At 64.0% G+C, this 25,432-nt stretch carries 25 protein-coding genes; 7 read left to right on the top strand and 18 right to left on the bottom strand.

Features of this window, described 5'->3' with window-relative positions:
* Window positions 1–13 precede the first annotated feature (13 nt).
* Both ACZY0Q_RS00445 and ACZY0Q_RS00440 read left to right on the top strand, forming a co-directional pair.
* Window positions 14–766 (top strand): DUF4191 domain-containing protein, encoded by a 753-nt coding sequence (locus tag ACZY0Q_RS00445; RefSeq protein ID WP_463913344.1) that lies wholly within the window; start codon window positions 14–16, stop codon window positions 764–766.
* 99 nt (window positions 767–865) lie between these two features.
* The gene (locus ACZY0Q_RS00440) at window positions 866–1,222 is read left to right on the top strand and encodes a DUF3817 domain-containing protein (protein ID WP_463913341.1); all 357 of its coding nucleotides are present in this window, start codon (window positions 866–868) and stop codon (window positions 1,220–1,222) included.
* Between the two features lie 69 nt (window positions 1,223–1,291).
* On the opposite strand, the gene ACZY0Q_RS00435 is transcribed toward ACZY0Q_RS00440, so the two are convergent.
* On the bottom strand, window positions 1,292–1,729 hold the full coding sequence (locus ACZY0Q_RS00435) for an RDD family protein (RefSeq protein WP_463913338.1): 438 nt from the start codon (window positions 1,727–1,729) through the stop codon (window positions 1,292–1,294).
* A 284-nt stretch (window positions 1,730–2,013) separates the two neighbouring features.
* Here ACZY0Q_RS00435 and glnA (ACZY0Q_RS00430) point away from each other — a divergent pair, with 284 nt between their 5' ends.
* Window positions 2,014–3,438, top strand: coding sequence for a type I glutamate--ammonia ligase (glnA, locus tag ACZY0Q_RS00430; RefSeq protein ID WP_463913336.1), 1,425 nt, complete (start codon window positions 2,014–2,016; stop codon window positions 3,436–3,438).
* 267 nt (window positions 3,439–3,705) lie between these two features.
* Here glnA (ACZY0Q_RS00430) and ACZY0Q_RS00425 read toward each other — a convergent pair whose 3' ends face one another.
* The 4 genes from ACZY0Q_RS00425 to glnA (ACZY0Q_RS00410) form a co-directional block, all read right to left on the bottom strand.
* Window positions 3,706–4,254 carry a GNAT family N-acetyltransferase gene (locus tag ACZY0Q_RS00425; protein WP_463916196.1) on the bottom strand — a complete coding sequence of 183 codons (549 nt, stop codon included), beginning with the start codon at window positions 4,252–4,254 and terminating at the stop codon, window positions 3,706–3,708.
* The gene (locus tag ACZY0Q_RS00420) at window positions 4,233–4,676 is read right to left on the bottom strand and encodes a VOC family protein (RefSeq protein ID WP_463913333.1); all 444 of its coding nucleotides are present in this window, start codon (window positions 4,674–4,676) and stop codon (window positions 4,233–4,235) included. The genes ACZY0Q_RS00425 and ACZY0Q_RS00420 overlap by 22 nt, the downstream gene beginning before the upstream one ends.
* A 66-nt stretch (window positions 4,677–4,742) precedes the next feature.
* Entirely contained in the window at window positions 4,743–7,754 is a 3,012-nt protein-coding gene (locus tag ACZY0Q_RS00415; RefSeq protein WP_463913330.1) for a bifunctional [glutamine synthetase] adenylyltransferase/[glutamine synthetase]-adenylyl-L-tyrosine phosphorylase, read from the bottom strand.
* Window positions 7,755–7,760: 6 nt separating this feature from the next.
* Window positions 7,761–9,101 (bottom strand): type I glutamate--ammonia ligase, encoded by a 1,341-nt coding sequence (gene glnA / locus ACZY0Q_RS00410; RefSeq protein WP_248761644.1) that lies wholly within the window; start codon window positions 9,099–9,101, stop codon window positions 7,761–7,763.
* Between the two features lie 264 nt (window positions 9,102–9,365).
* On the opposite strand from glnA (ACZY0Q_RS00410), the gene panB reads away from it, so the two are divergent.
* Window positions 9,366–10,271 carry a 3-methyl-2-oxobutanoate hydroxymethyltransferase gene (panB, locus tag ACZY0Q_RS00405; RefSeq protein WP_463913326.1) on the top strand — a complete coding sequence of 302 codons (906 nt, stop codon included), beginning with the start codon at window positions 9,366–9,368 and terminating at the stop codon, window positions 10,269–10,271.
* Between the two features lie 42 nt (window positions 10,272–10,313).
* Here the strand turns inward: panB and ACZY0Q_RS00400 are convergent, their stop codons facing one another.
* Window positions 10,314–10,481, bottom strand: a complete 168-nt coding sequence (locus ACZY0Q_RS00400; RefSeq protein WP_141140108.1) for an SPOR domain-containing protein — start codon at window positions 10,479–10,481, stop codon at window positions 10,314–10,316.
* 120 nt (window positions 10,482–10,601) lie between these two features.
* Here ACZY0Q_RS00400 and map point away from each other — a divergent pair, with 120 nt between their 5' ends.
* Window positions 10,602–11,480, top strand: a complete 879-nt coding sequence (gene map / locus ACZY0Q_RS00395; protein WP_463913323.1) for a type I methionyl aminopeptidase — start codon at window positions 10,602–10,604, stop codon at window positions 11,478–11,480.
* A 57-nt stretch (window positions 11,481–11,537) separates the two neighbouring features.
* Complete coding sequence (ppgK, locus tag ACZY0Q_RS00390) at window positions 11,538–12,341, top strand: polyphosphate--glucose phosphotransferase (protein ID WP_463913321.1); 804 nt, start codon at window positions 11,538–11,540, stop codon at window positions 12,339–12,341.
* 78 nt (window positions 12,342–12,419) lie between these two features.
* Here the strand turns inward: ppgK and nrdR are convergent, their stop codons facing one another.
* The 3 genes from nrdR to ACZY0Q_RS00375 all read right to left on the bottom strand — a co-directional run bounded on the left by nrdR (window position 12,420) and on the right by ACZY0Q_RS00375 (window position 14,996).
* Window positions 12,420–12,926, bottom strand: a complete 507-nt coding sequence (gene nrdR / locus ACZY0Q_RS00385; protein WP_463913318.1) for a transcriptional regulator NrdR — start codon at window positions 12,924–12,926, stop codon at window positions 12,420–12,422.
* Window positions 12,927–13,085: 159 nt separating this feature from the next.
* The gene (gene hisD / locus ACZY0Q_RS00380) at window positions 13,086–14,453 is read right to left on the bottom strand and encodes a histidinol dehydrogenase (RefSeq protein WP_463913316.1); all 1,368 of its coding nucleotides are present in this window, start codon (window positions 14,451–14,453) and stop codon (window positions 13,086–13,088) included.
* Between the two features lie 9 nt (window positions 14,454–14,462).
* On the bottom strand, window positions 14,463–14,996 hold the full coding sequence (locus tag ACZY0Q_RS00375; protein ID WP_463913314.1) for a hypothetical protein: 534 nt from the start codon (window positions 14,994–14,996) through the stop codon (window positions 14,463–14,465).
* Between the two features lie 158 nt (window positions 14,997–15,154).
* Here ACZY0Q_RS00375 and ACZY0Q_RS00370 point away from each other — a divergent pair, with 158 nt between their 5' ends.
* Entirely contained in the window at window positions 15,155–15,652 is a 498-nt protein-coding gene (locus ACZY0Q_RS00370; protein WP_463913312.1) for a flavin reductase family protein, read from the top strand.
* Between the two features lie 2 nt (window positions 15,653–15,654).
* Here the strand turns inward: ACZY0Q_RS00370 and dnaE are convergent, their stop codons facing one another.
* From dnaE to ftsZ, 9 genes are all read right to left on the bottom strand, one after another.
* Window positions 15,655–19,212 carry a DNA polymerase III subunit alpha gene (dnaE, locus tag ACZY0Q_RS00365; RefSeq protein ID WP_463913309.1) on the bottom strand — a complete coding sequence of 1,186 codons (3,558 nt, stop codon included), beginning with the start codon at window positions 19,210–19,212 and terminating at the stop codon, window positions 15,655–15,657.
* A gap of 50 nt (window positions 19,213–19,262) precedes the next feature.
* The gene (locus ACZY0Q_RS00360) at window positions 19,263–20,189 is read right to left on the bottom strand and encodes an RluA family pseudouridine synthase (RefSeq protein WP_463913307.1); all 927 of its coding nucleotides are present in this window, start codon (window positions 20,187–20,189) and stop codon (window positions 19,263–19,265) included.
* Window positions 20,182–20,772, bottom strand: a complete 591-nt coding sequence (gene lspA / locus ACZY0Q_RS00355) for a signal peptidase II (RefSeq protein WP_463913304.1) — start codon at window positions 20,770–20,772, stop codon at window positions 20,182–20,184. The genes ACZY0Q_RS00360 and lspA overlap by 8 nt, the downstream gene beginning before the upstream one ends.
* A 93-nt stretch (window positions 20,773–20,865) precedes the next feature.
* Window positions 20,866–21,561, bottom strand: a complete 696-nt coding sequence (locus ACZY0Q_RS00350) for a DivIVA domain-containing protein (protein WP_463913302.1) — start codon at window positions 21,559–21,561, stop codon at window positions 20,866–20,868.
* Window positions 21,562–21,738: 177 nt separating this feature from the next.
* Window positions 21,739–22,026 carry a YggT family protein gene (locus ACZY0Q_RS00345; protein WP_160669932.1) on the bottom strand — a complete coding sequence of 96 codons (288 nt, stop codon included), beginning with the start codon at window positions 22,024–22,026 and terminating at the stop codon, window positions 21,739–21,741.
* A 120-nt stretch (window positions 22,027–22,146) separates the two neighbouring features.
* Complete coding sequence (locus ACZY0Q_RS00340) at window positions 22,147–22,677, bottom strand: cell division protein SepF (protein ID WP_056342219.1); 531 nt, start codon at window positions 22,675–22,677, stop codon at window positions 22,147–22,149.
* A gap of 88 nt (window positions 22,678–22,765) precedes the next feature.
* Window positions 22,766–23,506 (bottom strand): YggS family pyridoxal phosphate-dependent enzyme, encoded by a 741-nt coding sequence (locus tag ACZY0Q_RS00335; protein WP_463913299.1) that lies wholly within the window; start codon window positions 23,504–23,506, stop codon window positions 22,766–22,768.
* A complete protein-coding gene (locus tag ACZY0Q_RS00330) occupies window positions 23,499–24,188 on the bottom strand; it encodes a purine nucleoside phosphorylase YfiH/LACC1 family protein (protein ID WP_463913297.1) in 690 nt (229 codons plus the stop codon). Before ACZY0Q_RS00330 ends, ACZY0Q_RS00335 begins: the two co-directional genes overlap by 8 nt.
* Before the next feature lie 8 nt (window positions 24,189–24,196).
* Window positions 24,197–25,429: a cell division protein FtsZ gene (gene ftsZ, locus ACZY0Q_RS00325; RefSeq protein WP_248761656.1), complete on the bottom strand. Its 1,233-nt coding sequence runs from the start codon at window positions 25,427–25,429 to the stop codon at window positions 24,197–24,199.
* Between the last annotated feature and the right edge of the window lie 3 nt (window positions 25,430–25,432).

The raw sequence follows: 25,432 nt of genomic DNA, 5'->3' as shown, positions 1-25,432 counted from the left end.
GAATTGAGGAACTATGGCGAACTCCCCTGATTCCAGTAACAGCACTCCGGCGGCCTCTGACGCCCCGAAGCGTGGCCTCTTCTCGCGCAAGCCAAAAGAAGCAAAGGTCAAGAAGCCCAGCCGGCTCAAGCAGATCGGCGAAGTCTTTAACATGACTCGCCGCCATGATCCCATGGTCCCGTGGCTGATGCTGCTGGTTTTCCTGGGAGTTGTGGCTGTCAGCTTCCTGGTGGGTTTTTGGCTGGAAAACTGGATCACCGGCCTGCTCATCGGCATTCCGTTGGGCCTCCTCGGCGCCACCCTGATTCTCTCGCGTCGTGCCGAACGCGCCGCCTTCGCCCAGATCGAGAACCAGCCGGGAGCCTCAGGCGCGGCACTGGGCACGCTCAAGCGCGGCTGGATCACCGAGGACCAACCGGTCGCCGTAAACCCCCGCACGCAGGACGCCGTTTTCCGCGCCGTCGGACGTCCCGGCGTCGTCCTTGTCAGCGAAGGCCCCACCATCCGAGTTAAGCCGATGCTCGACGCGGAGCGTAAGCGCCTTGCCCGCATCCTCCCGAACGTTACGGTCCACTTGATCGAAAGTGGGAAGGGTGAGGGTCAGGTCCCCATCAGCCAGGTAGCGAAGAAGATGGGCAAGCTCAAGAACGAACTGACCAAGCTGGAGGTGAATGCGGTTTCCAAGCGCATTTCCTCGCTGGGCAACCGCCTCCCGATTCCCAAGGGCATCGACCCCTACAAAGCGCGTCCCAACCGCGGACGCTAGGACTCTTGAACCGCCCTGGTTCCGGCTCGCCGGAACCAGGGCGGTTTTTGTCTGCCGGACGCCGCCCACCAGGCGGGCACATTGATTGGAAGTAGCTACATGACGATTCCCGTGAAAACCCTCGTTATCCGGACCTTCCGCGTCCTGGCGGTGGCCGAAGGCTTCAGCTGGGCTGCGCTCCTGGCGGGCATGTACTTCAAGTGGATCGCCAAGACCACCGAACTGGGCGTGGAGATCGCCGGCCCCATCCACGGTGCGCTGTTTGTGGGCTACGGCATCGCCGCCGTCGCCCTCTGGCGGCTCCAGCGGTGGCCCTTCGTGGTGGCCCTGTTCGCGGGACTGTCGGCAGTGTTCCCGTTCGCCACTGTCGCGTTCGAACGCTGGGCCGGAAAGCGCGGCTACCTGACGCCACGCATGCCCGTTCCTGCCGAGACAAAGGAAACGGCGGGGGTCTGATCCCGCACAGCCCTGGATTCCGCGCCACGAGGAGCCGGCAAACCGCCGTCGCCAGGCTCCTGGTTGCTGCTAGCGCCGGACGAGGACAGTATTCATCGCCTTGTCGTGCAGTCCCCGCTGGTCCGGATCGAAAATTACCGCAGGAATGACCAGGCACAGCAGCACTGACCTCACCGCGGCAGCCATCGGGCCAGCGGGTCCGCCACCCAGGCGCAGCACATGGATCCCGGCCACGCGGTGGCCGATGCTGTAACCAAGGGTGCCCACGAGCAGTATCTGTTCAGCGGCGAATACCGCCAGCGTGGCCCAGGCGTCACCGCCAAAGGCAAAATTGCTGATCAGCAGGGCAATCCCCCAGTCAAGAATGATGGCGAGAATGCGCCTGCCGGCCCTGGCCATGGAGCCGGAACCGGATTCGGGCATTCCCAAGCGCTCCCCCGGGTACCTTGAGATGCCGGACGTATCCGGTCCGCTGAGCCAGGAGCCAATGTCATTGCGATCTACCACCGTCCAAGCTTACCGACTCACCGCCGACCACAGAGTGGAAACCGTTGGACCGCACTCCGGACACCGGATAGCGTTACCTGTTCAGGACAATTCTGTAACCTGAACAGGGCATTCTGTAACCTGCCCGAAACAATGTGGACACTGACGGGAAATGACGTGTCCCTAGGCTGATAGCAGTTTCAAGCAATACCTGCCAAGCAGGGAAACTTGGTTTCCCTGCCCTTCGGATTGCGCTGGATCAGTTGGCTTGCCAGCCAGTTATTACATATGCGTAAGGAGCATAGATGTTCAAGACTGCGGACGAAGTCCTCAAGTTCATCAAGGACGAAGAAATTAAATTCGTCGATATCCGCTTCACCGATCTCCCGGGTGTGCAGCAGCACTTCAACGTGCCGGCAAAGAGCGTCGACGCGGACTTCTTCATCAACGGCCAGCTCTTCGATGGTTCCTCCATCCGCGGTTTCCAGGGCATCGCCGAATCCGACATGCAGCTGATCCCGGACGTTACCACCGCATTCCTGGACACCTTCCGCATGGAGAAGACCCTTGCGCTGAACTTCTCCATCGTGAACCCCCGCACAGGGGACCCTTACCACCGCGATCCCCGTGGCGTAGCCGAAAAGGCTGAGGCCTACCTCGCCTCCACAGGCATCGCCGACACCGCGTTCTTCGCTCCGGAAGCCGAATTCTTCGTCTTCGACAACGTCCAGTACCAGTCCTCCCCCGAGGGCAGCTTCTACAAGATCGACTCCGAAGAAGCGCACTGGAACACCGGCCGCGAAGAAGAGGGCGGAAACCTCGGCTACAAGACTCCCATCAAGGGCGGCTACTTCCCGGTTTCCCCCACCGACAAGCAGGCTGACCTCCGTGACGCCATGTGCGTCGCCCTGGATGAGGCAGGCCTCGAGGTCGAACGCAGCCACCACGAGGTAGGCTCCGCCGGCCAGGCTGAAATCAACTACAAGTTCACCACCCTGACCCACGCCGCAGACGACCTGCAGAAGTTCAAGTACGTCGTCAAGAACACGGCCGATGCCTGGGGCAAGTCCGTGACCTTCATGCCGAAGCCGGTCTTTGGCGACAACGGTTCGGGCATGCACTGCCACCAGTCGCTGTGGACCAACGGCGAGCCGCTGTTCTACGACGAAAAGGGCTACGCCGGCCTGTCCGACATGGCCCGCTGGTACATCGGTGGCCTGCTGAAGCACTCCTCAGCCGTCCTCGCCTTCACCAACCCGACGGTGAACTCCTACCGCCGCCTGGTCAAGGGCTTCGAAGCTCCGGTCAACATGGTGTACTCGCAGGGCAACCGCTCCGCTGGTATCCGTATCCCCATCACGGGCTCCAACCCCAAGGCAAAGCGCATCGAGTTCCGCGCTCCGGACCCCTCGTCCAACCCGTACCTGGCCTTTGCTGCCCAGCTGATGGCCGGCATTGACGGCATCCGCAACCGCATCGAACCGCCGGCTCCGATCGACAAGGACCTCTACGAGCTGCCCGCCGAAGAAGCCAAGGACATCCCGAAGGCTCCGGGTTCGCTGGAAGAGGCACTGGAGGCCCTGCGCGAGGACAACGAGTTCCTGCAGGCCGGTGGCGTGTTCACCCAGGACCTGATCGACACCTGGATCGAGTACAAGTACGAGTACGAGATCCGCCCGCTGTCCCTGCGCCCGAACCCGTACGAGTTCGAGCTGTACTACGGCGTCTAGCCAGATCCGCGGCTGAACCCGTTCAGTCCGCCAATAAGTCCGCCCGGGCCGCCAGCATCAGTGCTGCGGCCCGGGCGGACTTTTTTGTCCCAAAGGTGGAGGCTGGCTCCAGACGTGCTGAGACCAGGAACCAGCCCCCTGACATGTGCTCCCCGAGACGAAGACTTTTCAAGCCTTCCCCCCAACAAGGTTTGAAGAACACCGCCAATCCACATGATCGGTCAATGCGGGGCCGGAGGCAATGCCCGGCCGCCGTGTCTGGGCGAATTATCCCTTAAAGCTCCGGTACATGGTCCGTTGCGGTCCGGAACTGCCGCCCAGGTACTGCCCCTGGTCCGCAAAGCCGGCAGTCCTGTACGCGGCCAGCCCGGCGGGGTTGGTTTCGTTGACGGAAAGCACGACGCCGGCTTCGCGGGTTCCACGCCTGGCGGTCAGTTTCGCGGCGGCCTCCACTGCGGACGACGCCGCCAGCGGTCCCAGGCCTTGCCCCTGGTGGCGCCTGTCGATCAGGAAACCGCGTAGCAGCCATGCAGAATCCTCGTCCGGCCAGCCAGCCAAGCGCGCGGCACCGGCCTGGAGGGTCAGCACGCCAACGGCGTAGCCCGCAGCCTCAACAACATAGGGGAACCGCGAATCCTCCTCCAGTCCCGCCAGGACCATGCGGAGCGGGTCACCAACGAAGCTGCTTTGTCCTGGCCCCAGTTCAAGGTTGGCTACCTCACCCAGCTGGATGGCAAGGGCATCACCGTCGAGGTCATCCAGGGCGATGAGCCATACCGAATCTACCCGGGTTTTCAGGTCGGCTGTCCGTCTGATCCGTCGGGAGCCCCGTCCTCGGCCGGTGGACCGGCAGGGTCCATCCAGAGGACCTCCCACAGGTGCCCGTCCGGGTCCTGGAAACTGTGGTTGTACATAAAGCCGTAGTCCTGGACCTCCTGCGACGGGGCGCCGCCGGCGGCCAACGCCTTGCGTACGGTTGCGTCGACGTCTTCTTTGCTGTCCACCGAAAAGGCCATGATGGCCTCGGTGGAACTGGTCGCCTCGGCCACGTCCCTGGAGGTGAAGGTCTTGAAGAAGCCCTCTACCAGGAGCATGACAAAGGCGTTGTCGTTGATGATCATGCAGGTCGCGTTCTCGTCGGTGTAGTCCGGGTTGAACGAGAAGCCCAAAGCGGTGAAGAAATCGACGGACCGTTTCAGGTCCTTAACGGGCAGGTTCACGTAAATTTGCGTTGCCATGGCCCCCAACCTAGCACCGCACCTCTCCGGCTGTCTGCAGCCTTCCGGGCAGGACCCAAACAGCCGCTAATGGCCGTAGAAGGCCTTCTCGAACACGCCCCGGGCTCGCCGGCTGAGACGGAGGTAGTCCTCTTCCAAGGCGGCCGCGTTGCCTGGTTCGTAGCCGCACCAGCGGGCCACCGCCTCCAGGTCCCCTCGTGCGGATGGCAGCATGTCCGAAGCCCTGCCGCTCCAGATGACGTTGGCGGACCTGATCCGGCTGGCGAGCCGCCAGGCGTCGGCCAGCAGCTTCGCTTCAGCAGCGGAGAGCAGGTTCAGTGAAGCCGCCGCTTCAAGGGCCTCCACCGTGGACGTTGTCCGCAGTTCCGGGTGCTTGGCCGCGTGCTGGAGCTGAAGCAGCTGTACCAGCCACTCGACGTCGCTCAGTCCCCCACGGCCAAGCTTCAGGTGGCGTGCAGGGTCGGCGCCGCGCGGCAACCGCTCCGCTTCCACCCGCGCTTTGACCCTCCGCACCTCCCGGACATCCTGCTCCGAAATCGTCTCCGGGTATCTGATCGGGTTGATAAGTGCCAGGAAGTCCTCGGCCAGGGCGTCGTCGCCCGCCATGGGCCGGGCCCGCAGCAGCGCCTGCGCTTCCCAGATCAACGACCAGCGGCGGTAATATTCGGCGAACGAATCGAGGGAGCGGACCATGGCGCCGTTTTTGCCTTCGGGCCGAAGATCGGCGTCCATCTGCAGCACCCGTTCGGCCATAATGGCCGGTTTGAGCGGCTGGGTGAGCAGGCTGGAGACCTTGGCCACAATCCGGGCCGCCTGATCCTGTGCTTCCTCGTCGGTAAAGCCCGGCAGTGCGCGGTGCACGTACATCACGTCGGCATCAGAGCCGTAGCCGATCTCGCGGCCACCCTGCCGGCCCATGGCCACCACCAGCAGCGCGGTCTTCAGCGGTCCCTCGGTGGAGACGATGCCTTCGGCCACACGCAGGGCGCCAAGCACCGCTGCCCGGTCGGTGTCCGCCAGCGCAGCGCCCACCTGGTCCTGGTTGAGCATCCCGGCAGAATCGGCGATCGCGATCCGGAGGATCTCCCGGCGCCTGATCAGCCTGATCAGCCTGATGGCGTTTTCCGGGTCCGAGTGCCGCGACATCTTGGCCGTGATCTCCTGCCATTGGGCTTCAAAGCCCAATGGCACAAGATCCTTGTTGGTGCCCAGCCATGCCACCGATTCCGGCGACACCTCCAACAGGTCAGCAATCAGCCGTGAATTGGAGAGCACGTTGCATAGCCGTTCGGCCGCGGCGGTGGAATCACGGAGCATGCCCAGGTACCAGTGGGTGGTGCCAAGGGCCTCGCTGACGCGCCGGAAGGCGAGCAGCCCGGCGTCGGGATCAACGCCTTCGGCGAGCCAGTCCAGCAGGACGGGCAGCAGCTGGCGTTGCAGGGCTGCCCGCCGGCTGACACCGGCCGTGAGCGCCTCGATGTGCCGCATCGCCCCCTGTGGGTCGCGATAGCCCAGCGCGGCGAGGCGGCCCTGGGCGGCTTCAGGCGTCAGCCTGGCGTCCTCGCTGCTGAGTTTGGCCGCAGTGTTAAGCAACGGACGGTAGAAAATTCGTTCGTGCAGTTCACGGACAGAGCGTTTGGTCTTCTGCCAGGTGGCCAGCAGCGAAGCCGGTGGCGGCCTGTCATTGGAGAAGGGGCTGAGCACTGCCTTGGCGAGGGCGCGCTGCGCCGCCTCGCTGACGGGCATCAGGTGCGTCCGCCGGAGCTGGAACAGCTGGATGCGGTGTTCCAGGAGGCGAAGGTATCGGTACGCGTGATCGAAAGCGGCGGCGTCGGTGCGGCCGATATAGCCCCCGGCCGAGAGTGCCGCGATGGCCGCGGTGGTATCCCGGCGCCGAATGGTTTCGTCGGATTTTCCGTGCACCAGCTGGAGCAGCTGGACAGTGAACTCCACGTCCCTGAGCCCGCCGCGGCCAAGCTTAATCTGCCGCTGTTCTTCCGCAGCCGGGATATGTTCCGTAACCCGGCGTCGCATCGACTGCACGGACTCCACGAACCCTTCACGCCCCGCGGAGCTCCAGATCAGTGGGGCCACCGCATTTTCGTAGCGCTCCCCCAAGTCCCTGTCACCGGCGATGGTCCGCGCCTTCAGGAGCGCCTGGAACTCCCAGCTTTCGGCCCAACGCGCGTAATAGCTTTCGTGCGATGCGAGGGTCCGGACCAAGGGGCCGGACTTGCCCTCCGGCCGCAGGTTGGCGTCCACTTCCCAGAGGCCGGGCTCGCGTGCCACCGAGGAGATGGCCCGGGAAATACCGGTGGCCAAGGCTGTGCCGATGGTGTTGGCACGGGCGTCGTCGAGGTCGCCGGCGTCGATCACGTAGATGACGTCGACGTCGGAAATATAGTTCAGTTCCCGCGCACCACATTTGCCCATCCCAATGACGGCCAGGCCAACCGCGGCCACTTCCCCGGCGCTGAACTGCTCAGCGGCCTCGGCACGGGAAACTGCCAGCGCAGCTTCGATCGCGGCCCCCGCCAGGTCAGCGAGCTCAGCCCCGACGGCGGGCATAAAGTCCAGCGGGTCAGCGGCGCACATGTCCTTGACCGCCAGGTCCACCACCCCACGGCGGTAGGCCGACCGCAACGCGGCATAGGCGTCTGTTCCGGTCATTCCCGCCACCGGCCGGGCTGACGCGGGCTCCGCGCGGACGGATTTCAGGAGGACAGAGCGGAGGTGTTCCGGGTCTGCCTGCAATGGCTCGGGACTGGCCGTGACGTCGAAGGCGTCGAGGTGTTCCGGGTGCCGGATGAGGAATTCCCCCAGCGCTTCGGAGGCCCCCAGCACACGGTAGAGCGGCTCGCTGGCCTCCGGATCGGCCGCCGCCAGTTCCCGAAGGCCGGGGTGCTTTTCAATCAGCCGCACCAGTGACTGCAGTGCGGTGTCGGGGTTGGCGGCCAGCTGCAGGCCGGCGAAAATCCTGTCCGGGTCGAGGCCGTCCAGTTCCGGGGCAGCCAGGAAGCGCTCACCCTTCTCCAAGTCACTGAAGCCGGCTGAGATGAGGCGGCGTGCGAGGCTCACCGCCGCCTAGAGGATGCCGAGGTTGCGCTGCAGTTCGTAGGGCGTCACTTGGAGCCGGTAGTCCTGCCATTCGGCACGCTTGTTGCGCAGGAAGTGCTCGAAGACCTGCTCACCAAGGATCTGCGGCATCAGCTCGGAGTCCTCCATGGACCTGATGGCGTCGTGAAGGCTGGCGGGTAGTGGGTCGTGGCCCATGGCACGGCGCTCGGCGGAGCTCAGTGACCAGACATCGTCCTCTGCTGCGGCGGGAAGGTCGTAGCCTTCCTCGATGCCCTTTAGTCCGGCTCCCAGCAGGACGGCATAGGCGAGGTAGGGGTTCGCTGCCGAATCAATGCCGCGGTATTCGATGCGGGCCGACTGGCCCTTGCCGGGCTTGTACAGCGGGACCCGGACCAGGGCCGAACGGTTGTTGTGCCCCCAGCTGAGGTAGCTCGGCGCTTCGCCGCCACCCCAGAGCCGCTTGTAGGAGTTCACAAACTGGTTGGTCACGGCGGTGAACTCAGGGGCGTGCTTCAGGATGCCTGCGATGAACTGCCGGGCGGTTTTGGAGAGCTGGAATTCGGCGCCCGCCTCATAAAAGGCGTTGGTGTCGCCCTCGAACAGCGAGAAGTGCGTGTGCATTCCGGAGCCGGGGTGGTCAGTGAAAGGCTTGGGCATAAAGGTGGCGTAGGTCCCCTGCTGGAGGGCCACTTCCTTGATCACCGTGCGGAACGTCATGATGTTGTCCGCCGTCTGCAGGGCGTCCGCGTAGCGCAGGTCGATCTCGTTCTGGCCGGGACCGGCTTCATGGTGGCTGAACTCCACCGAAATGCCCACGGACTCCAGCATGGTCACGGCCGTGCGGCGGAAATCCTGGGCCACGCCGCCGGGAACGTGATCGAAGTAGCCACCCTCGTCAACGGGTATCGGCGCGCCGTCGGGGCCGGGCTGCTGGGATTTGAGGAGGTAGAACTCGATCTCCGGATGTGTGTAGCACGTAAACCCCATGTCCGCGGCCTTGGCCAGCGTGCGCTTGAGGACATTGCGGGGATCCGCAGCCGAGGGCTCGCCGTCCGGAGTCAGGATGTCGCAGAACATGCGTGAGGTCTGTTCTGTCTCGCCGCGCCAGGGCAGGATCTGGAACGTGGACGGATCCGGCTGGGCCAGCATGTCCGACTCGAACACGCGCGCCAGGCCTTCGATAGCTGAACCGTCGAAGCCGAGCCCTTCCTCAAAGGCGCCTTCAACCTCGGCCGGGGCGAGTGCCACCGATTTGAGTGAACCTACGACGTCGGTGAACCACAGGCGTACGAACCGTACGTCGCGCTCCTCGATTGTGCGCAGGACAAACTCTTGCTGGCGGTCCATGATGGCCTCTTCTCCGGTCAATCGTTTTGCCCCGGGTCCGCGGAAGCGGCGGCCGGCAGCAGTTCACCACCACATTACTAAGCAATCGGCTCCAATGCGGGAGACGGCACCGCACGTAACACAGCGTTAACACGGCAACCAGTGACGGCCGCGGCAACCAGTGGCAAAAATGGCGCCGTCCGGGCCCCAGAATATGACGCGTATCACGGCCCGCCGGCCCGTCCGCAGTGGCTATGACTGCTGCTGCCGCACTACGCTCTTGCCATGGCCTCCACCAATAGCTCTGAGTCAAGCGCGTCCGCTGAAGTACACGCACCTTACGGAAACGGACCTGCACCGGTGCAGGCGCCGTCGTCGGAAGTAAACGCGAAGCCGGTAGCCCGGGTGCGCATCCACCACCTGCAGCAGGCCAAACGGGACGGCAAACGCTTCGCCATGCTGACCGCCTATGAGCAGTACAGCGCGGAGATCTTCGACCAGGCCGGCATCGAGGTCCTCCTGGTGGGCGATTCGGCATCCAACAACGTTTTCGGCAACGAGACCAGCCTGCCGGTCACGGTGGATGAACTCCTGCCCCTCTGCCGCGCCGTGGCACGGTCCGCAAAGCGCGCCCTGGTGGTGGCAGACCTGCCGTTCGGCAGTTACGAAGTATCGGCTCAGCAGGGTGTGGAAACAGGCGTCCGGTTCCTCAAGGAGGGGCGGGCCCATGCGGTCAAGATCGAGGGCGGAAAATACTACGCGGAAACTGTCCGGGCCATGGTCCAGGCGGGCATCCCGGTCATGGCCCATATCGGCTTCACGCCGCAGAGTGAACACGCGCTGGGCGGTTACCGGGTCCAAGGCCGCGGGGATGATGGGCAACGCCTGATTGACGACGCCGTGGCGCTGGCTGAGGCGGGGGCGTTCGCCGTCCTGATGGAAATGGTTCCAGCGGACACGGCAGCCGCCGTTGACGCGGCGGTCAGCGTGCCGACGGTGGGGATCGGCGCCGGCAATGCCACCACAGGGCAGGTGCTGGTGTGGCAGGACATGGCTGGGTTCCGCGGCGGAAGGATGGCGAAGTTCGTCAAGCAGTACGCCGACCTGCGCACCACGCTCAGTGACGCGGCGAAGGCGTACGGCGACGAGGTCCGCTCAGGCGAGTTCCCCGGCCCGGAACACTCCTTTTAGCGACTGACGCGCTCCCCAAGCCCGCCAGGGGCCTCTCGCGCGTCAGTCTTGGTCGTCCTGTTTGTCCCATGCCTCGTTGCGGGCCCGGACCTTTTCGAGGGCATGTTCGGCCTCTTCCCGCGTTTTGTAGGGGCCGATCAGCTGGCTCCAGTCCGAGAGTGCGTCTTCTTCCACCTCGTGGGTGTTCACGTTGTACCAGTACTCAGTCATCGGTGCTCCTCGTTCCGGCTGGCGGGCGCCCGGCCGTGATCCACGTAACTTAAACGTCGATGCGGACAGCTTGGGGCTTCCAGTTACTTGGGCTAATGCGGTGCCTTATATGATCAATCTATGCCTTCCCTAGCCTCGACTGCACCTACCGGCACCCTGACCCGGGGAACCGTCAGCCCGCAGCTCCCCGTCCCCGCGTCCATCCCGCGCCCCGAATACGTGGGCAAGCCGGGACCGGCCAAGTTCACCGGCTCCGAGATCAAATCCGCCGAGACCGTTGAGAAAATCCGGATCGCCAGCCGGATCGCCGCACAGGCAATCGTTGAGGTGGGCACCCACATCAGGCCCGGAGTGACCACCGACCAGTTGGACAAGGTGGGCCACGAATTCCTGCTGGACCACAAGGCCTACCCGTCCACGCTTGGATACCGCGGGTTCCCGAAGTCCCTGTGCTCGTCGCTGAATGAAGTGATCTGCCACGGCATCCCGGACAGCACCGTGGTCCAGGACGGCGACATCCTCAACATCGACATCACGGCTTTCATCAACGGCGTCCACGGCGACACGAACCACACGTTCCTGGTGGGCGACGTGGATGACGAATCACGCCTGCTGGTGGAGCGCACACGGGAATCCCTCAACCGCGCCATCAAAGCCGTGGCCCCAGGCCGGGAGATCAACGTGATCGGCCGCGCCATCCAGTCCTACGCCAAGCGGTTCGGCTACGGCGTGGTGCGGGACTTCACCGGGCACGGCGTCGGCGAAGCGTTCCATACGGGCCTGATCATCCCGCACTATGATGCGGCGCCGGCCTACAATACGGTAATCGAGACCGGCATGGTGTTCACCATCGAACCCATGCTGACCCTCGGCACCGTCGAATGGGACATGTGGGAAGACGATTGGACAGTTGTCACCCGGGACCGAAAGCGCACCGCCCAGTTTGAGCACACCCTGCTGGTAACAGAGGCCGGCGCCGAAATCCTCACGCTCCCCTGAAAATTTTCCGGTCAGCCGTCCGGCCGACCAGCCCGCCCAGCCACGAACGGAACAACATTGGCCAAGAAGGACGAGAAGTCGCACAAGAACGCCCCGCTGATCGGCATTGACATCGGCGGCACGGGAATCAAGGGCGGCATCGTCGACCTGAAAAAGGGCAAGCTCCTGGGTGAGCGGTTCCGCGTGCCAACGCCCCAGCCCGCCACCCCTGACGCAGTAGCCGACGTTGTGGCGCAGGTGGTTGCCGAGCTTTCAAGCCGCCCCGAGGCTCCGGCCGCGGACTCGCCGGTGGGAGTCACCTTCCCCGGCATCATCCAGCATGGCGTAGTCCATTCGGCGGCCAATGTGGACAAGAGCTGGCTCAACACCGATATTGACGCGTTGTTCACCGCACGGCTTGGCCGCCCGGTCGAGGTTATCAACGACGCCGACGCCGCTGGTCTGGCGGAAGCCCGTTATGGAGCGGGCAAGGGTGTGGACGGAACCGTCCTGGTCATCACCCTGGGCACGGGAATCGGCTCAGCATTCATCTTCGACGGCCGCCTCGTCCCCAACGCGGAACTGGGGCACCTGGAGATCGACGGTTTTGACGCAGAGAGCAAGGCCTCAGCCGTGGCCCGTGAACGGGACGGACTGACCTGGGAGGAATACAGCGTGCTGCTGCAGCGCTACTTCTCCCACGTCGAATTCCTCTTCTCGCCCGAGCTGTTCATCGTGGGCGGCGGAATCTCCAAGCGCGCCGACGAATACCTGCCGCACATGAAACTGCGGACCCCGATTGTGCCAGCCGAACTCAAGAATGAGGCAGGGATCGTCGGCGCCGCCGTCGAAATTGCCGTGAAGCATAAGCTCATAAAATAGCCGTGGGCTGACCGGCGCCGAGAGGCAGCCGGGTGCCGGTGGTGGCGGCGGCTTCCCCTCCGCGGCCACCACCGGAGTTTACAGGGGGCTCTTTTCGGAGCTCTTGGCGGACGGCGCCGGGCTTTGCGTGCCTTCTTCCGCTGATTCATGGCGGAGCAGTGCAATGGCGGTCTCGAAGTCCTCAAGGGATTCGAACGCCTGGTACACGCTGGCAAAGCGAAGGTATGCCACCTGGTCAAGCTTCTGCAGCGGACCAAGGATGATCAGGCCAACTTCATGGGCGTCGATTTCGGCTGCGCCGGAAGCACGGATCTGCTCCTCCACCTCCTGGGCGAGGAGCGCCAGGTCATCTTCGCTGACCGGCCGGCCCTGGCAGGCTTTACGCACACCATTGATGACCTTGCTGCGGCTGAAGGGTTCACCCACCCCGGAGCGTTTGATCACCGACAGGCTGGTGGTTTCCACGGTGGTGAACCTGCGGCCGCATTCCGGGCACTGCCGGCGGCGGCGGATGGCCGAGCCGTCGTCGGCCATACGGCTGTCCACAACGCGGGAGTCCGGATTGCGGCAAAATGGACAGTACATGGTGTCCCCTCCCTCGATGTCTTCCGGCGCCGATGTTTCCGGCGCCGGCGGACCTCTGTGTCCCTCAGTTTACGACTACATGTTGCGGAATAACAATCCTGTAATTACCACATGTAGTGGTGACCGCGACCGGCGATGCATTCCCGTCGCGTCAACGGCCTAGCGGAAGCGTGCTGTAACAGCTTCACCGTGCGCCGGCAGGTCCTCGGCACCGGACAGGCTCACAATGTGGCCGCTGACTTCCTGCAGCGCGGCCCGGCTGTAGTTGATGACCTGGATGGCGCGCAGGAAGGTGGTGACATTCAGTCCGGAGGAAAACGCCGCCGTCCCGCTGGTGGGCAGGACGTGGTTGGATCCTGCGCAGTAGTCGCCCAGGCTGACGGGACTGTAGTCCCCTACAAAGATCGCCCCGGCGTTCCGGATCCGGGCTGCTACCGCCGACGCATCCGCGGTCATGATTTCGAGGTGTTCAGCGGCGTAGGCGTCGCATGCGGCGATGCCTTGTTCCAGGTCCTCCACCAGGACCACTCCTGACTGCGGGCCGGACAGTGCCTCAGCTACGCGCGCGGAGTGCTTGGTGCCGGCCGCCTGCCGCTCCAGTTCGGTCCGGACTGCCGCGGCAAGGTCCTCCGAGTCGGTGATGAGCACGGAAGCGGCCTGGGGGTCGTGCTCCGCCTGGCTGATCAGGTCTGCTGCCACGAGGTCAGGTTGCGCCGTTGAATCAGCCAGGATGGCGATTTCGGTGGTCCCCGCCTCGGAATCGATTCCCACCACGCCCTTGACCAGGCGCTTCGCCGTCGCCACAAAAATGTTTCCCGGACCAGTGACCACGTCAACGGGCTCCAACGCGGGCCCGGCGTCATTTGCCTCAACGCCGTACGCGAAGGCAGCGATGGCCTGTGCCCCGCCGATCGCGTAGACCTCGTCGATACCGAGCAGGGCCGCTGCCGCGAGGATGGTGGGGTGCGGCAGGCCGCCGAAGTCTTTCTGCGGCGGCGACGCCAGCGCGATGGACTGCACTCCCGCGGCCAGGGCCGGGACAACATTCATGATGACCGACGACGGATAGACGGCGAGGCCGCCCGGCACGTACAAACCCACCCGTGAGACCGGAACCCAGTTCTGGCTCACCAGCGCGCCGTCGCCGAGTTCGACGTCGAGATCGCGCGGCCGCTGGCCGTCCGCGAAGCGACGGGCGCGGCTGATTGATTCTTCGAGCGCCCCGCGGACCGCCGGATCCAGCTCCGCCAGCGCCCGGGCAAGCGAGGCTGCCGGGACCCGCGGGTGGACCTGCTGGACTCCGTCGAAACGCAGCGCCAGGTCACTAAGGGCGGTGAAGCCGTCCGCGCGGACGGCCTTGATGATGTCCAGGACCTTTTGTTCCGCATCCGCCACGGTGTGCTGCCGCGCACGGGGAACAGCGGCGCGCAAACCGGCAAGGGTCAGGGCCCTGCCGCGAAGATCGACTGTCCGGAAGCTGACAGCGGCGGCAGTAGGGGTGGCTGGAAATTCAGGAGAAATGGTCACCGGTCCATTTTACGCGCCGGGCGCGCTGCCTTCGGCTACCGGCATGCCCGTGCTCCCGGTCCCGCTCCTAAGCAGGTTCACCAGGCTCAGGACAAATACGGACGCGGCAGTAGCGGCCGGCCACAAAACAAGCACGGACAGGGACCGCAGCGAGAACGCAACGCTGGCATTGACCGACGTGTCTGCGGGTCCGCCCCAGAGCTGGCCCGCAAGGACTCCGGTCAGCCACGCGATCAGGGCCCCGCCCAAACCACCCGCCAGGCCGAGGAGAAAGGCCGCCTGCGCATCGCGGCCGCCTTTATCGGTCAGGAAGACTGCCACCAGGCACCCAGCGAACACACAAAGCCCAGCAAGGGTGAGGTCCCTGGGCAGCCATACGTCGGGATTGGTCCCCGCTGCCAGGGCGGGGTCGCGCGTGATCAGGTTCAAGCCGCCCGGGGCGAGCAGCCACCACAACAGGCCGACAGGAACACCACCGGCAGCAGCAGCGGCGAACCATTTCCACGGCAGCACGGCGGACCGGCGGCTGATGTGTTCTCTCATGAAACAAACCTTAACAAATCTCGGAGTGCCCGGTCAGATGACGGGGACAGTCTTGACAGATGACGTGGCGGGTCCAGGGATTCCTCCCTGTCCGGCGGGGACTAATACCCTTAAGGCAGAGACCATTTCAGCCTGCCTTTCCAGGGAGCCCGTTCAAGATGACAGACAAGACGCCGTTCGAGGGCACTTTCAAGGAAATGTTCCGGCGGCATGCGGCCGGGGTCGCCATCATCACCGTGAATTACCAGGGTGAGCCCTACGGCTTTACCGCCACGTCAGTGGCGTCACTTTCCGCACAGCCGCCGCGGTTCACCTTCAACATGGCCCGCAGTTCAAGTTCCTGGCCGGCCGTGGCCAACGCAACCCACCTCGGTGTCCACATGCTGGGCCTGGAAAACCAGGCGCTGGCGGACCGTTTCGCGCGCACCAAGGACAGGTTCGGCGGGGACCACTGGAAACCTGGCCCGCACGACGTCCCGATCCTCAAAGACGTCGCGGGCTGGCTGATCGGCAAGATCCAGATGCGGCTCTCCTTCGAGAACAATGCCGTGGTAGTTGTCGAAGTTGTGGACGGCGAAGTGGGCGACGACGGCTCGCCGCTCCTGTACCACTCCGGCGGCTATGGCCAGCCGGTTCCCCTGGACTACGAGATCTGACCCTAGTTATCCAGGCAGGTTGGGCCCAGGAGCACCTTCAGGTCACCGAAAAGTGACGGACTGGGGTTGACCCTGAGATGAACGGGCAGGCCCATGACTTCCGTCCGGGTGTCCCCCTGCAGGTGCAGCCGGACTTCGGAGTTCCCCCGGTGGTTCCGAAGGACATCGCCTAGTTCGGTGACGACAGCCTCGGTTGCCTTGTGGGTGGGCATCGAAATCAGCACGGGCCCGTTGGTTCCTTCACTGAGGTCCGGAACGGACAGTTCCATGCAGTTCAGCGCCACGGCACCGTCGTCGCGTCGCTGCAGGCGGCCCTTGACCACCACGATCAGGTCCTCGGCTAGGACCGAGGCGATGGGGCCATAGACCTGGCCGAAGAACATCACCTCCATCGAACCGCCGAGGTCTTCGATTTCGGCACGGGCATAGGCGTTGCCACTCGCCTTGGCGATCCTGCGGCTGAGTGAGGTGATCATGCCCGAGATGGTGATGATGGCGCCGTCGTGCGGCCCGTCGTCGCCAATGATTGAAGTGATGGACTGGTCCGCGTGCTGGCTGAGGAGTCCTTCCAGGCCCTGCAGCGGGTGGTCTGACACATACAGGCCGAGCATGTCGCGCTCAAAGGAGAGTTTGTCCTTCTTCTCCCATTCCGGCAGGTCAGGGATCTCGATGCTCAGCGACGCTTCGGATTCGGCCTCTTCGAAACCGGCGAAGAGGTCGAACTGGCCGATCGCTTCGTTTCGTTTGAGGGTAATGACGGAGTCGATAGCCTCTTCATGGATCATCGCCAGCGCACGCCGGTGGTGGTTGAGGGAATCAAAGGCTCCGGCCTTGATCAGGGATTCAATGGTCCGTTTGTTGCAGACCACCGCGGGGACCTTCATGAGGTAGTCCTTGAAGGACGTGTAGGCGCCTTCCTTTTCGCGTGCGGCCACCATGGCTTCGACGGCGTTGACGCCCACGTTGCGGATGGCGCCCATGCCGAAGCGGATGTCGGTGCCTACCGGGGTGAAGTTCAGCGCTGATTCGTTCACGTCCGGCGGCAGCACCGTGATTCCCATGCGCCGGCATTCGTTGAGGTAGATTGCCGATTTGTCCTTGTCGTCACCGACCGACGTCAGCAGGGCAGCCATGTACTCCGGCGCAAAGTGCGACTTCAGGTACGCGGTCCAATAGGAGATCACGCCATACGCGGCCGAGTGGGCCTTGTTGAAGGCATAGTCAGAGAAGGGCAGCAGGATGTCCCACAGGGTCTTAACTGCGGCCATGGAGTAGCCGTTGTCCTGCATGCCCTGGGAGAAGCCTGCGAACTGCTTGTCCAGCTCGGATTTCTTCTTTTTGCCCATGGCGCGCCGCAGGATGTCGGCCTGCCCGAGGGAATAGCCGGCGAGTTTCTGGGCAACGGCCATCACCTGCTCCTGATAGACGATCAGGCCGTAGGTCCCGCCGAGGATTTCAGCAAGGGGTTCCTTGAGCTCGGGGTGGATCGGGATGACTTCCTGGATCCCGTTTTTGCGCAGCGCGTAGTCGGTGTGCGCGTTGGCGCCCATCGGACCGGGCCGGTAAAGAGCCAGCACGGCGGAGATGTCTTCGAAGTTGTCAGGCTTCATCAGCTTCAGCAGGGACCGCATGGGGCCGCCATCAAGCTGGAACACGCCCAGGGTGTCGCCCCGGGCCAGCAGTTCATACGAGGCCACGTCGTCCAGGGCCAGGCTGTCCAGGTCCAGGTCCAGGCCGCGATTGAGCTTGATGTTCTCCAGGGCGTCCGAAATGATCGTCAGGTTCCTCAGGCCGAGGAAGTCCATCTTGATCAGGCCCAGGCCCTCACAGGTGGGGTAATCGAACTGCGTGATCACCTGGCCGTCCTGGATACGACGCATGACCGGGATGACGTCGATGATGGGGTCCGAGGACATAATGACGCCGGCGGCGTGCACGCCCCACTGGCGCTTCAGCCCCTCAATGCCGAGGGCAGTCTCGAAGACCTTCGCGGCCTCGGGATCGCTAGCGATCAGCTGGCGGAAGTCGCCGGCCTCGCTGTAGCGCTTCGAGTCCTTGTTTTGGATGTCGGCGAGCGGGATGTCCTTGGCCATCACGGCCGGCGGGAGCGCCTTGGTCAGCTGCTCCCCCATGCTGAACGGGTAGCCCAACACACGGGAGGAGTCCTTCAGCGCCTGCTTGGTTTTGATGGTGCCGTACGTGACAATCATTGCCACGCGCTCGTCGCCGTATTTCCGGGTCACATAATCGATGACCTCAGACCGGCGACGGTCATCGAAGTCAACGTCGAAGTCAGGCATGGACACACGGTCCGGGTTGAGGAACCGCTCGAAGATCAGGCCGTGCAGGAGCGGATCAAGGTCCGTGATACGCATAGCGTACGCCACCATCGAACCGGCTCCTGAGCCACGGCCCGGACCGACACGGATGCCGTTTTTCTTCGCCCAGTTGATGAAGTCGGCCACCACCAGGAAGTATCCCGGGAACCCCATGGAGGTGATGACTTCGAGCTCGTAGTCAGCCTGGGTGCGGACTTTGTCAGGAACGCCGCCCGGGTACCGGTACTCCAGTCCTGTGGCTACTTCCTTGACCAGCCAGGACGTTTCGTCCTCGCCCGGCGGGCAGGGGAACCGCGGCATGTAGTTTGCGCCGGTGTTGAATGACACGTCGCAGCGCTCGGCGATCAGGAGTGTGTTGTCGCAAGCGTCCGGGTGGTCCCTGAACAGCTCACGCATCTCCTGCGGGGACTTGAGGTAGTAGCCGCTGCCAGAGAACGCGAAGCGGGAGCCGCCGTTGTCATACGACGGTTCCAGCAGCGTGGAACCTGACTGGATGGCCAGCAGCGCCTCGTGTGCCTTCGCGTCGTGTTCGTGCGTGTAGTGCAGGTCGTTGGTGGCCACCAGTGGCAAGTTCAGGTCCTTGGCCAGCCGCAGGAGGTCTCCAGTGACCCGGCGTTCGATGTCCAGGCCATGGTCCATCAGTTCGCAGAAATAGTTCTCCGCACCGAAAATGTCACGGAACTCCGAGGCGGCTTCCATGGCCTCGCGGTACTGGCCCAGCCGCAGCCGGGTCTGGACCTCCCCTGAAGGGCAGCCCGTGGTGGCGATCAGGCCTTCGGAGTATGTGTTCAGGAGCTCACGGTCCAAACGCGGCCATTTGCCGAAGACTGCGTCCAGCGAGCCGATGGACGAGGCCCGGAAGAGGTTGCGCATGCCGACGTTGTTGTAGCTCAACAGCGTCATGTGGGTGTAGGAGCCACCGCCGGAGATGTCGTCCTTGCGCTGGTGTTCCTCGCCCCAGCGGACGCGGCTCTTATCCGTGCGCGCGGTACCGGGGGTGACGTAGGCTTCGACGCCGATAATCGGCTTGATCCCCTGGTCCGTGGCGCGCTTCCAGAAATCGAAGGCCCCGAACAGGTAGCCGTGGTCGGTGGTGGCGAGGGCCGGCATCCCGAGGCGTTCAGTCTCGTTGAAGAGCTCACCCAAGCGGGCCGCGCCGTCCAACATGGAGTATTCGGTGTGGTTATGGAGATGGACGAACGAGGCATTGCTGGAAGTCACCGCACCATTCTAAGCGCTGGCCGGGCGACCATGGCCCAACAACCCAGCCGCTAGGCTTCCCCCGACTCCAGGACTTCGAGGGCAAAGGCCAGATCCTGCGGGTATTCGCTGGTCACGGTGACGCGCTCCCCCGTTGCCGGGTGGTCGAAGCCTAGCTGCCGGGCATGGAGCCACTGCCGGGTCAGGCCCAGGGTGGCAGCGAGCCGAGGATCCGCCCCGTAGGTAAGGTCTCCGGCGCATGGGTGCCGCAACGCCGAAAAGTGGACGCGGATCTGGTGTGTGCGCCCAGTCTCAAGATGCACCTCCACCAGGGTGGCCTTGCCAAATGCCTCCAGCACCTCATAGTGCGTGATCGAGGGCCGGCCGTCTTCGATCACCGCAAAGCGCCAGTCGTGTCCCGGGTGGCGCCCGATTGGTGCATCGATGGTGCCTTCCAGCGGGTCCGGTAGGCCCTGGACCACCGCGTGATAGACCTTGTCCACGGTTCGCTCCTTGAAGGCCCGTTTCAGGGCCGTATAGGCGCGCTCCGTTTTGGCCACCACCATTACCCCGGACGTACCAACGTCGAGCCGGTGCACGATCCCCACCCGCTCGGGGGAACCCGACGTCGAGATCCGGAATCCGGCTCCGGCGAGACCGCCAACCACGGTGGGTCCTACCCAACCGGGCGAAGGATGCGCGGCCACGCCCACCGGCTTGTCCACAACAACAAATTCGTCGTCGTCCAGCAGGATTTTCAGGCCTTCCACAACTTCCTCCACCACTTCGAGCGGGTCCCGTCGTTCAGGCACCGTCACTTCCAGGACATCGCCGACAACCAACCGCGCGGACTTGCCGAGCTTCTTGCCGCGGCTCACTACGTTGCCCTCGGCAATGAGGGTCGCGGCCATCGACCGGGAAATCCCCATCAGCTTGGCGAGCCCGGTGTCCGCCCGTGTTCCGCCGAAGTCGTCGGCGACCACCACACGCTCAGACACCGTCCGTGTCCTTCGGCTGGGCCGCCTCTTTCCGTGGCGCCGCAACGTGCCGTGAGCCATCAAGGGCGATCCCCCGCAACGTCAGGATACAGATGATGACTACTGCTGAGACCACCGCGGAATCTGCGATGTTGAAGATCGCAAAATTCGGCAGCTGGATGAAGTCCACCACGTGGCCCATGCCAAATGAGGGCTCCCGGAAGAGCCTGTCCGTCAAGTTGCCCAGGGCACCGCCCAGGAGGAGTCCCAGTGCCAGCGACCACCAGGCCGAGCCCAGCTTGCGCACTTGGAGCAGGATGGCGACGGAGACGGCGGCCATGATGATGGAGAACACCCACGTGACATTTTCACCGATCGAAAATGCAGCGCCGGAATTACGGATGAAGTACCAGTGCAGGAGCGGCGGCAGCACCGGGATACGTTCACCCTCCACCATCGAGGACGTCACCCACACTTTTGTCAGCTGGTCCAGGACGTACGCAAAGACCGCGAAGCCGGCAAAGAGCGAGAGCAGGAGGGCCCGCCGGGGGCGGGCCGATGAAGGAGAAGGGTTTGCGGCGTCAGCGGCGAGGTGGTCAGTCATGGTGCTTTCATTTTGTGAAACCAATGTTAAATCCCAAAAACCGGCAGCCGAGGAATCCTCAGCCACCGGTTCTCAGAATACGTGCTTGGCGAACTAGTTCGCTTCAACCTCAGGTGCCGCTACGGAACCGCGGGCGTCAAGGTCGCGCAACTGGCCTTCAATGTAGGCCTTCAGGCGTGAGCGGTAGTCGCGTTCGAAGCCGCGGAGCTGCTCTACCTTGCGTTCCAGGACGGAGCGCTGCTGCTCAAGGGCACCGAGGATCTTCCGGGACTTCTCCTGGGCATCGTTGACCAGGCTGCTGGCCTCGATCTGGGCCTCGGCGATGATCTTGTCCTTCTGGGACTGACCGTCGGCGACGTGACGGTCGTGCATCTGCTGCGCCATGGCGAGCAGTCCTGCAGCCGACTCGGCCGAAACCGTGCTCCCAGAGGCTGCGGCGGGCGCAGCAGCCGGTACGGCTGCAACAGGTGCGGCCGGCTCGGCTTCCTTCTTCTTGGCAGCCTCGGGAGCTTTAGTCTCGACTTCAGCCTTCGCCGGGGTCTCAACTTTGTCAGCCTTGACGGGGGCGGGAACCTTCTCGACCACGGGGGCGGACGCAGCGGAGCTGGCCGGCACGCCGGAACCTGATTCTGCAAGCTTCTTGCGGAGCTCGTCGTTCTCCTGGTTCAGGCGCCTGAGTTCCACAACGATCTCGTCCAGGAAGTCATCAACTTCATCCTGGTCGTAGCCTTCGCGGAACTTGGTCGGCTGAAAGCGCTTGTTGACAACGTCTTCTGGCGTCAAAGCCATCTGGTCACCTCATTGGTCTAGTTAGTCAGTAGGCCTTCCGGCCGTCAAAACTACGGTACCTAAATATTGTCTGGTTCCTCTAATTCAACACTGGGTGTCAAACCGGAGATTTCTTCGCGGCCCAGGGGGAGTTCCAATTCCAGGAACTCCGCCTGCGCTGCTAGGTCTTGTCGAAGATTACGCGAAACCCCTGGTGACCGCCATCGCGATGCTTACGGCGATGAACAGGACCAGAAACCCGAGGTCCAAGGTCACCCCTCCGAGCCTCAACGGCGGGATCAGCCTGCGGAGTCCCTTGAGCGGCGGATCCGTGATCGAGTACACAGTGTGGGCCGCCACGAGAGCAACACCACGCGGACGCCATTCCCTGGCAAACATCTGGACCCAGTCAAATACAAGCCGGATGATCAGCGCCACGAAGAACAGCAAAAGGGCGATATAGACAAGTCCGAAAACAATTCCCATGACTTAACTCATATCTCCATGTCCATTCCGGATACCGCAGTGCCCTGCCAATGTTTCTTGTCTATTTCAGCACAGATGCCAGACAGGTGTACCTGCCTGGCATCCGGAATAAGCTCAGGGCTAACTTTGATTGAAGAAGCTGGCCTGGGTCTCGCTGACCTTTTTGTCATCGCCAATGACCTCAATGTACGACGGCGATAGCAGGAAAACCTTGTTGGTGACCCGTTCGATGCTGCCCCTTAGTCCGAAAACCAGACCGGCCGAGAAGTCGACGAGACGCTTGGCGTCGGCTTCGCCCATGTCGGTCACGTTCATGATGACAGGGATGCCGTCACGGAAACTTTCACCGATGAGCTTGGCGTCGTTGTAGGACCGCGGGTGGATCGTAGTGATCTGCCGAAGCCCGGACGGTTCTTCGCGGCTCGAGGCCGCACGCTTGATGGGGGTCACTGGTGCGCGGTATTCCTCTTCGGGGGCGTGGGATGACTCGCGGCTGACATCGCGGACGGGTGCCGGTGCGCGGCGTTCCTCGCGGTCAACTTCCATCGAATCGTCCTCGTCCTTACGTGTTGTGGTGTGCTCGGACTCGTAGTGTTCATCGCCATCGGCGAGCCCAAGATAGATCATTGTCTTGCGCAGAGCGCCGGCCATGGTCGACTCCTAATCGTGTCCGTAGGCGGGCCGCCCAATGACTTGACAGCCTTGAATCCCCCGCCACTCACTTCCTATGGGTTCGACGCTACCCCACGTCAGGACGCGATCCGAGAATATCGGAACCGATCCGCAGGTGTGTCGCACCGAAACGGATAGCCGCTTCCAGGTCCTGGCTCATGCCCGCCGAGATGGCCGTTGCCCCGGGGTGCTCGGCTACCAACCTCGCCGAGATGGCGGCCAGCTTTTCGAAGGCCGCCTCCGGACTGGCGCCTAGCGGGGCGACGGCCATAACACCCGCCAGTTCCAGTCCTGCCGCAGCCGCCAGCCGCTCGGCCAAGAGCGGCACCTCCGCCGCAGCCGCGCCGCCGCGGTGGGCGCCGGCGTCGTCGTCGAGGCTGACTTGGATGAAGCACTCCAGCGCTCCCCGGCCTGTCCGCTCCTGTTCCGCCGCGATGGCGCGCTCCAGGCTATCCACCAGGGCCAGCCGGTCCACCGAATGGAGCGCGTGGGCGTACTTGGCCACCGATTTAGCTTTTTTGCTCTGCAACTGCCCGACGAAGTGCCAGTTGAGGCCCAGGCCTGACAGTTCGGCCGCCTTCGAGGAGGCTTCCTGATCCCGGTTCTCGCCGACGTCGCGGACGCCCAATGCGGCGAGGCGCCTGATGTCTGCAGCCGGGTGGAACTTGGTGACCACAATCAGCGTGGGACGTTCCCGCGCCCGGCCTGAATCCTGGACGGCGGCTTCAATGCGATGCTGCACGGCGGCGAGGCGTTCCGCGAGATTAGCCATCCGTGCCGGGTTGTCCTCCACCGCATCCTCATTCATGTGACCACACCAGTCCGGCAAAGCGCCCGGTGGTCTGGGATCTGCGGTAGGAGAAAAGCTCTTTGTGCTCGAGCGTGCACGGACCCGCATATTCAATACCAACCCCGGCAGCTTCTAGCTGGCTTTTCGCCCCCGCCGGGAGATCCAGTGCCGGCGTGCCCCAGGACGTGGTGGACCATGTCGAAGGCACCTGCGCTGCCACTTGGGCGCGAAGGCCGGCGGGCACTTCATAGCAACGGCCGCAGATTGACGGGCCCAACCAGGCACGGATGCCTGTGGCCCCGGCTGAGCGCATCCGTTCCACCGCCGCCGGGAGAATACCGTTTTCTATCCCCGGACGGCCTGCATGCACCGCGGCGAGGACCGGACCGCCTGGTCCCTGGCCCACGAGCACCGCTGGGATGCAGTCGGCCACCATGACCGCCAGCGGCAGTCCCCTGGACACCATGGCATCGGCGGTCGGCGCAGGCGTGGCCGGCTCCATCATTTCAACGGCTGTGCCATGGACCTGCTCCATGAACCGAAGGGACCCAGGGGCCATGCCGGCCACGTTCTCCAACGCCTCGCGGCGCTGGAGAACGTCAGCGGCGTTGTCGCCAACGTGCAGGGCGAGATTGCCGGCCCGGGCGTCTGTAAACGCAACACTCACGCCAGCAGAGACCTCGGCCCGCCAATAGAACAACCCGGGCCCTACTTCAGGAAGTCGGGGACATCCAGGTCATCGGCACGGTTCCCTGAGAGGTCCGGCTCCACGACTGAGGGCAGGTCGACGTCGAAACCTGAATCGGCGGGAACCGCCGACGGGCGCTGCTGGCCCCAGTTGCTGAGGCCTGACGCACCAACGCCCGCATGAACGGGCTGGACGTTGTGCTGGTGGCTGCCACCGGATGTGGGCGCCTGGGCCGGAGCGGGGGCCGCTGCGGGCCGCTGCGGCGCAACCTGCGGCTGCGATTGGTCCATCGAAGGGGAGGTGGCCTTGACGTCGTCAAAACCGGCGGCGATGACCGTGACACGGGCCTCGTCACCAAGTGCGTCGTCGATCACGGCACCGAAGATGATGTTGGCTTCGGGGTGGGCAACTTCCTGGACCAGGCGGGCAGCTTCATTGATCTCGAAGAGGCCCAGATCTGAACCGCCCTGGATGGAGAGCAGGACACCGTGGGCGCCGTCGATGGAGGCTTCCAGCAGCGGTGACGCAATGGCGAGCTCAGCAGCCTTCACCGCGCGGTCTTCGCCACGGGCCGATCCGATGCCCATCAGCGCGGAACCCGCGCCCTGCATCACGGACTTGACGTCCGCGAAGTCGAGGTTGATGAGGCCGGGGGTGGTGATGAGGTCCGTGATGCCCTGGACACCGGACAGCAGGACCTGGTCAGCGGAGCGGAAAGCGTCCAGGACGGAGACGTTGCGGTCGCTGATGGACAGGAGACGGTCGTTCGGGATCACGATCAGGGTGTCGACTTCGTCGCGCAGGGCGTCGATGCCGGCCTCGGCGGAGCCCGCACGGCGGCGGCCTTCGAAGGTGAACGGCCGGGTAACAACGCCGATGGTCAGCGCACCCAAGGAGCGGGCGATGCGCGCAACGACGGGAGCGCCACCGGTTCCGGTGCCACCGCCTTCACCGGCGGTGACGAAGACCATGTCTGCGCCGCGGATGACCTCTTCGATTTCGTCGGCGTGGTCCTCCGCAGCCTGCTTGCCAACCTCGGGGTTGGCGCCTGCACCGAGCCCGCGGGTCAGTTCACGTCCGACGTCGAGCTTGACGTCGGCGTCGCTCATCAGCAGAGCCTGAGCATCTGTGTTGATGGCGATGAATTCAACACCCCGGAGGCCGACCTCGATCATGCGGTTGACTGCGTTCACGCCACCGCCGCCGATGCCGACGACCTTGATGACGGCCAAGTAATTCTGCGGAGCTGCCACGTT

Source organism: Pseudarthrobacter lactosi (assembly GCF_055412785.1).
The sequence above is the reverse complement of the archived record's forward strand: the minus strand, read 5'-3'. Positions and strand labels throughout refer to the sequence as shown.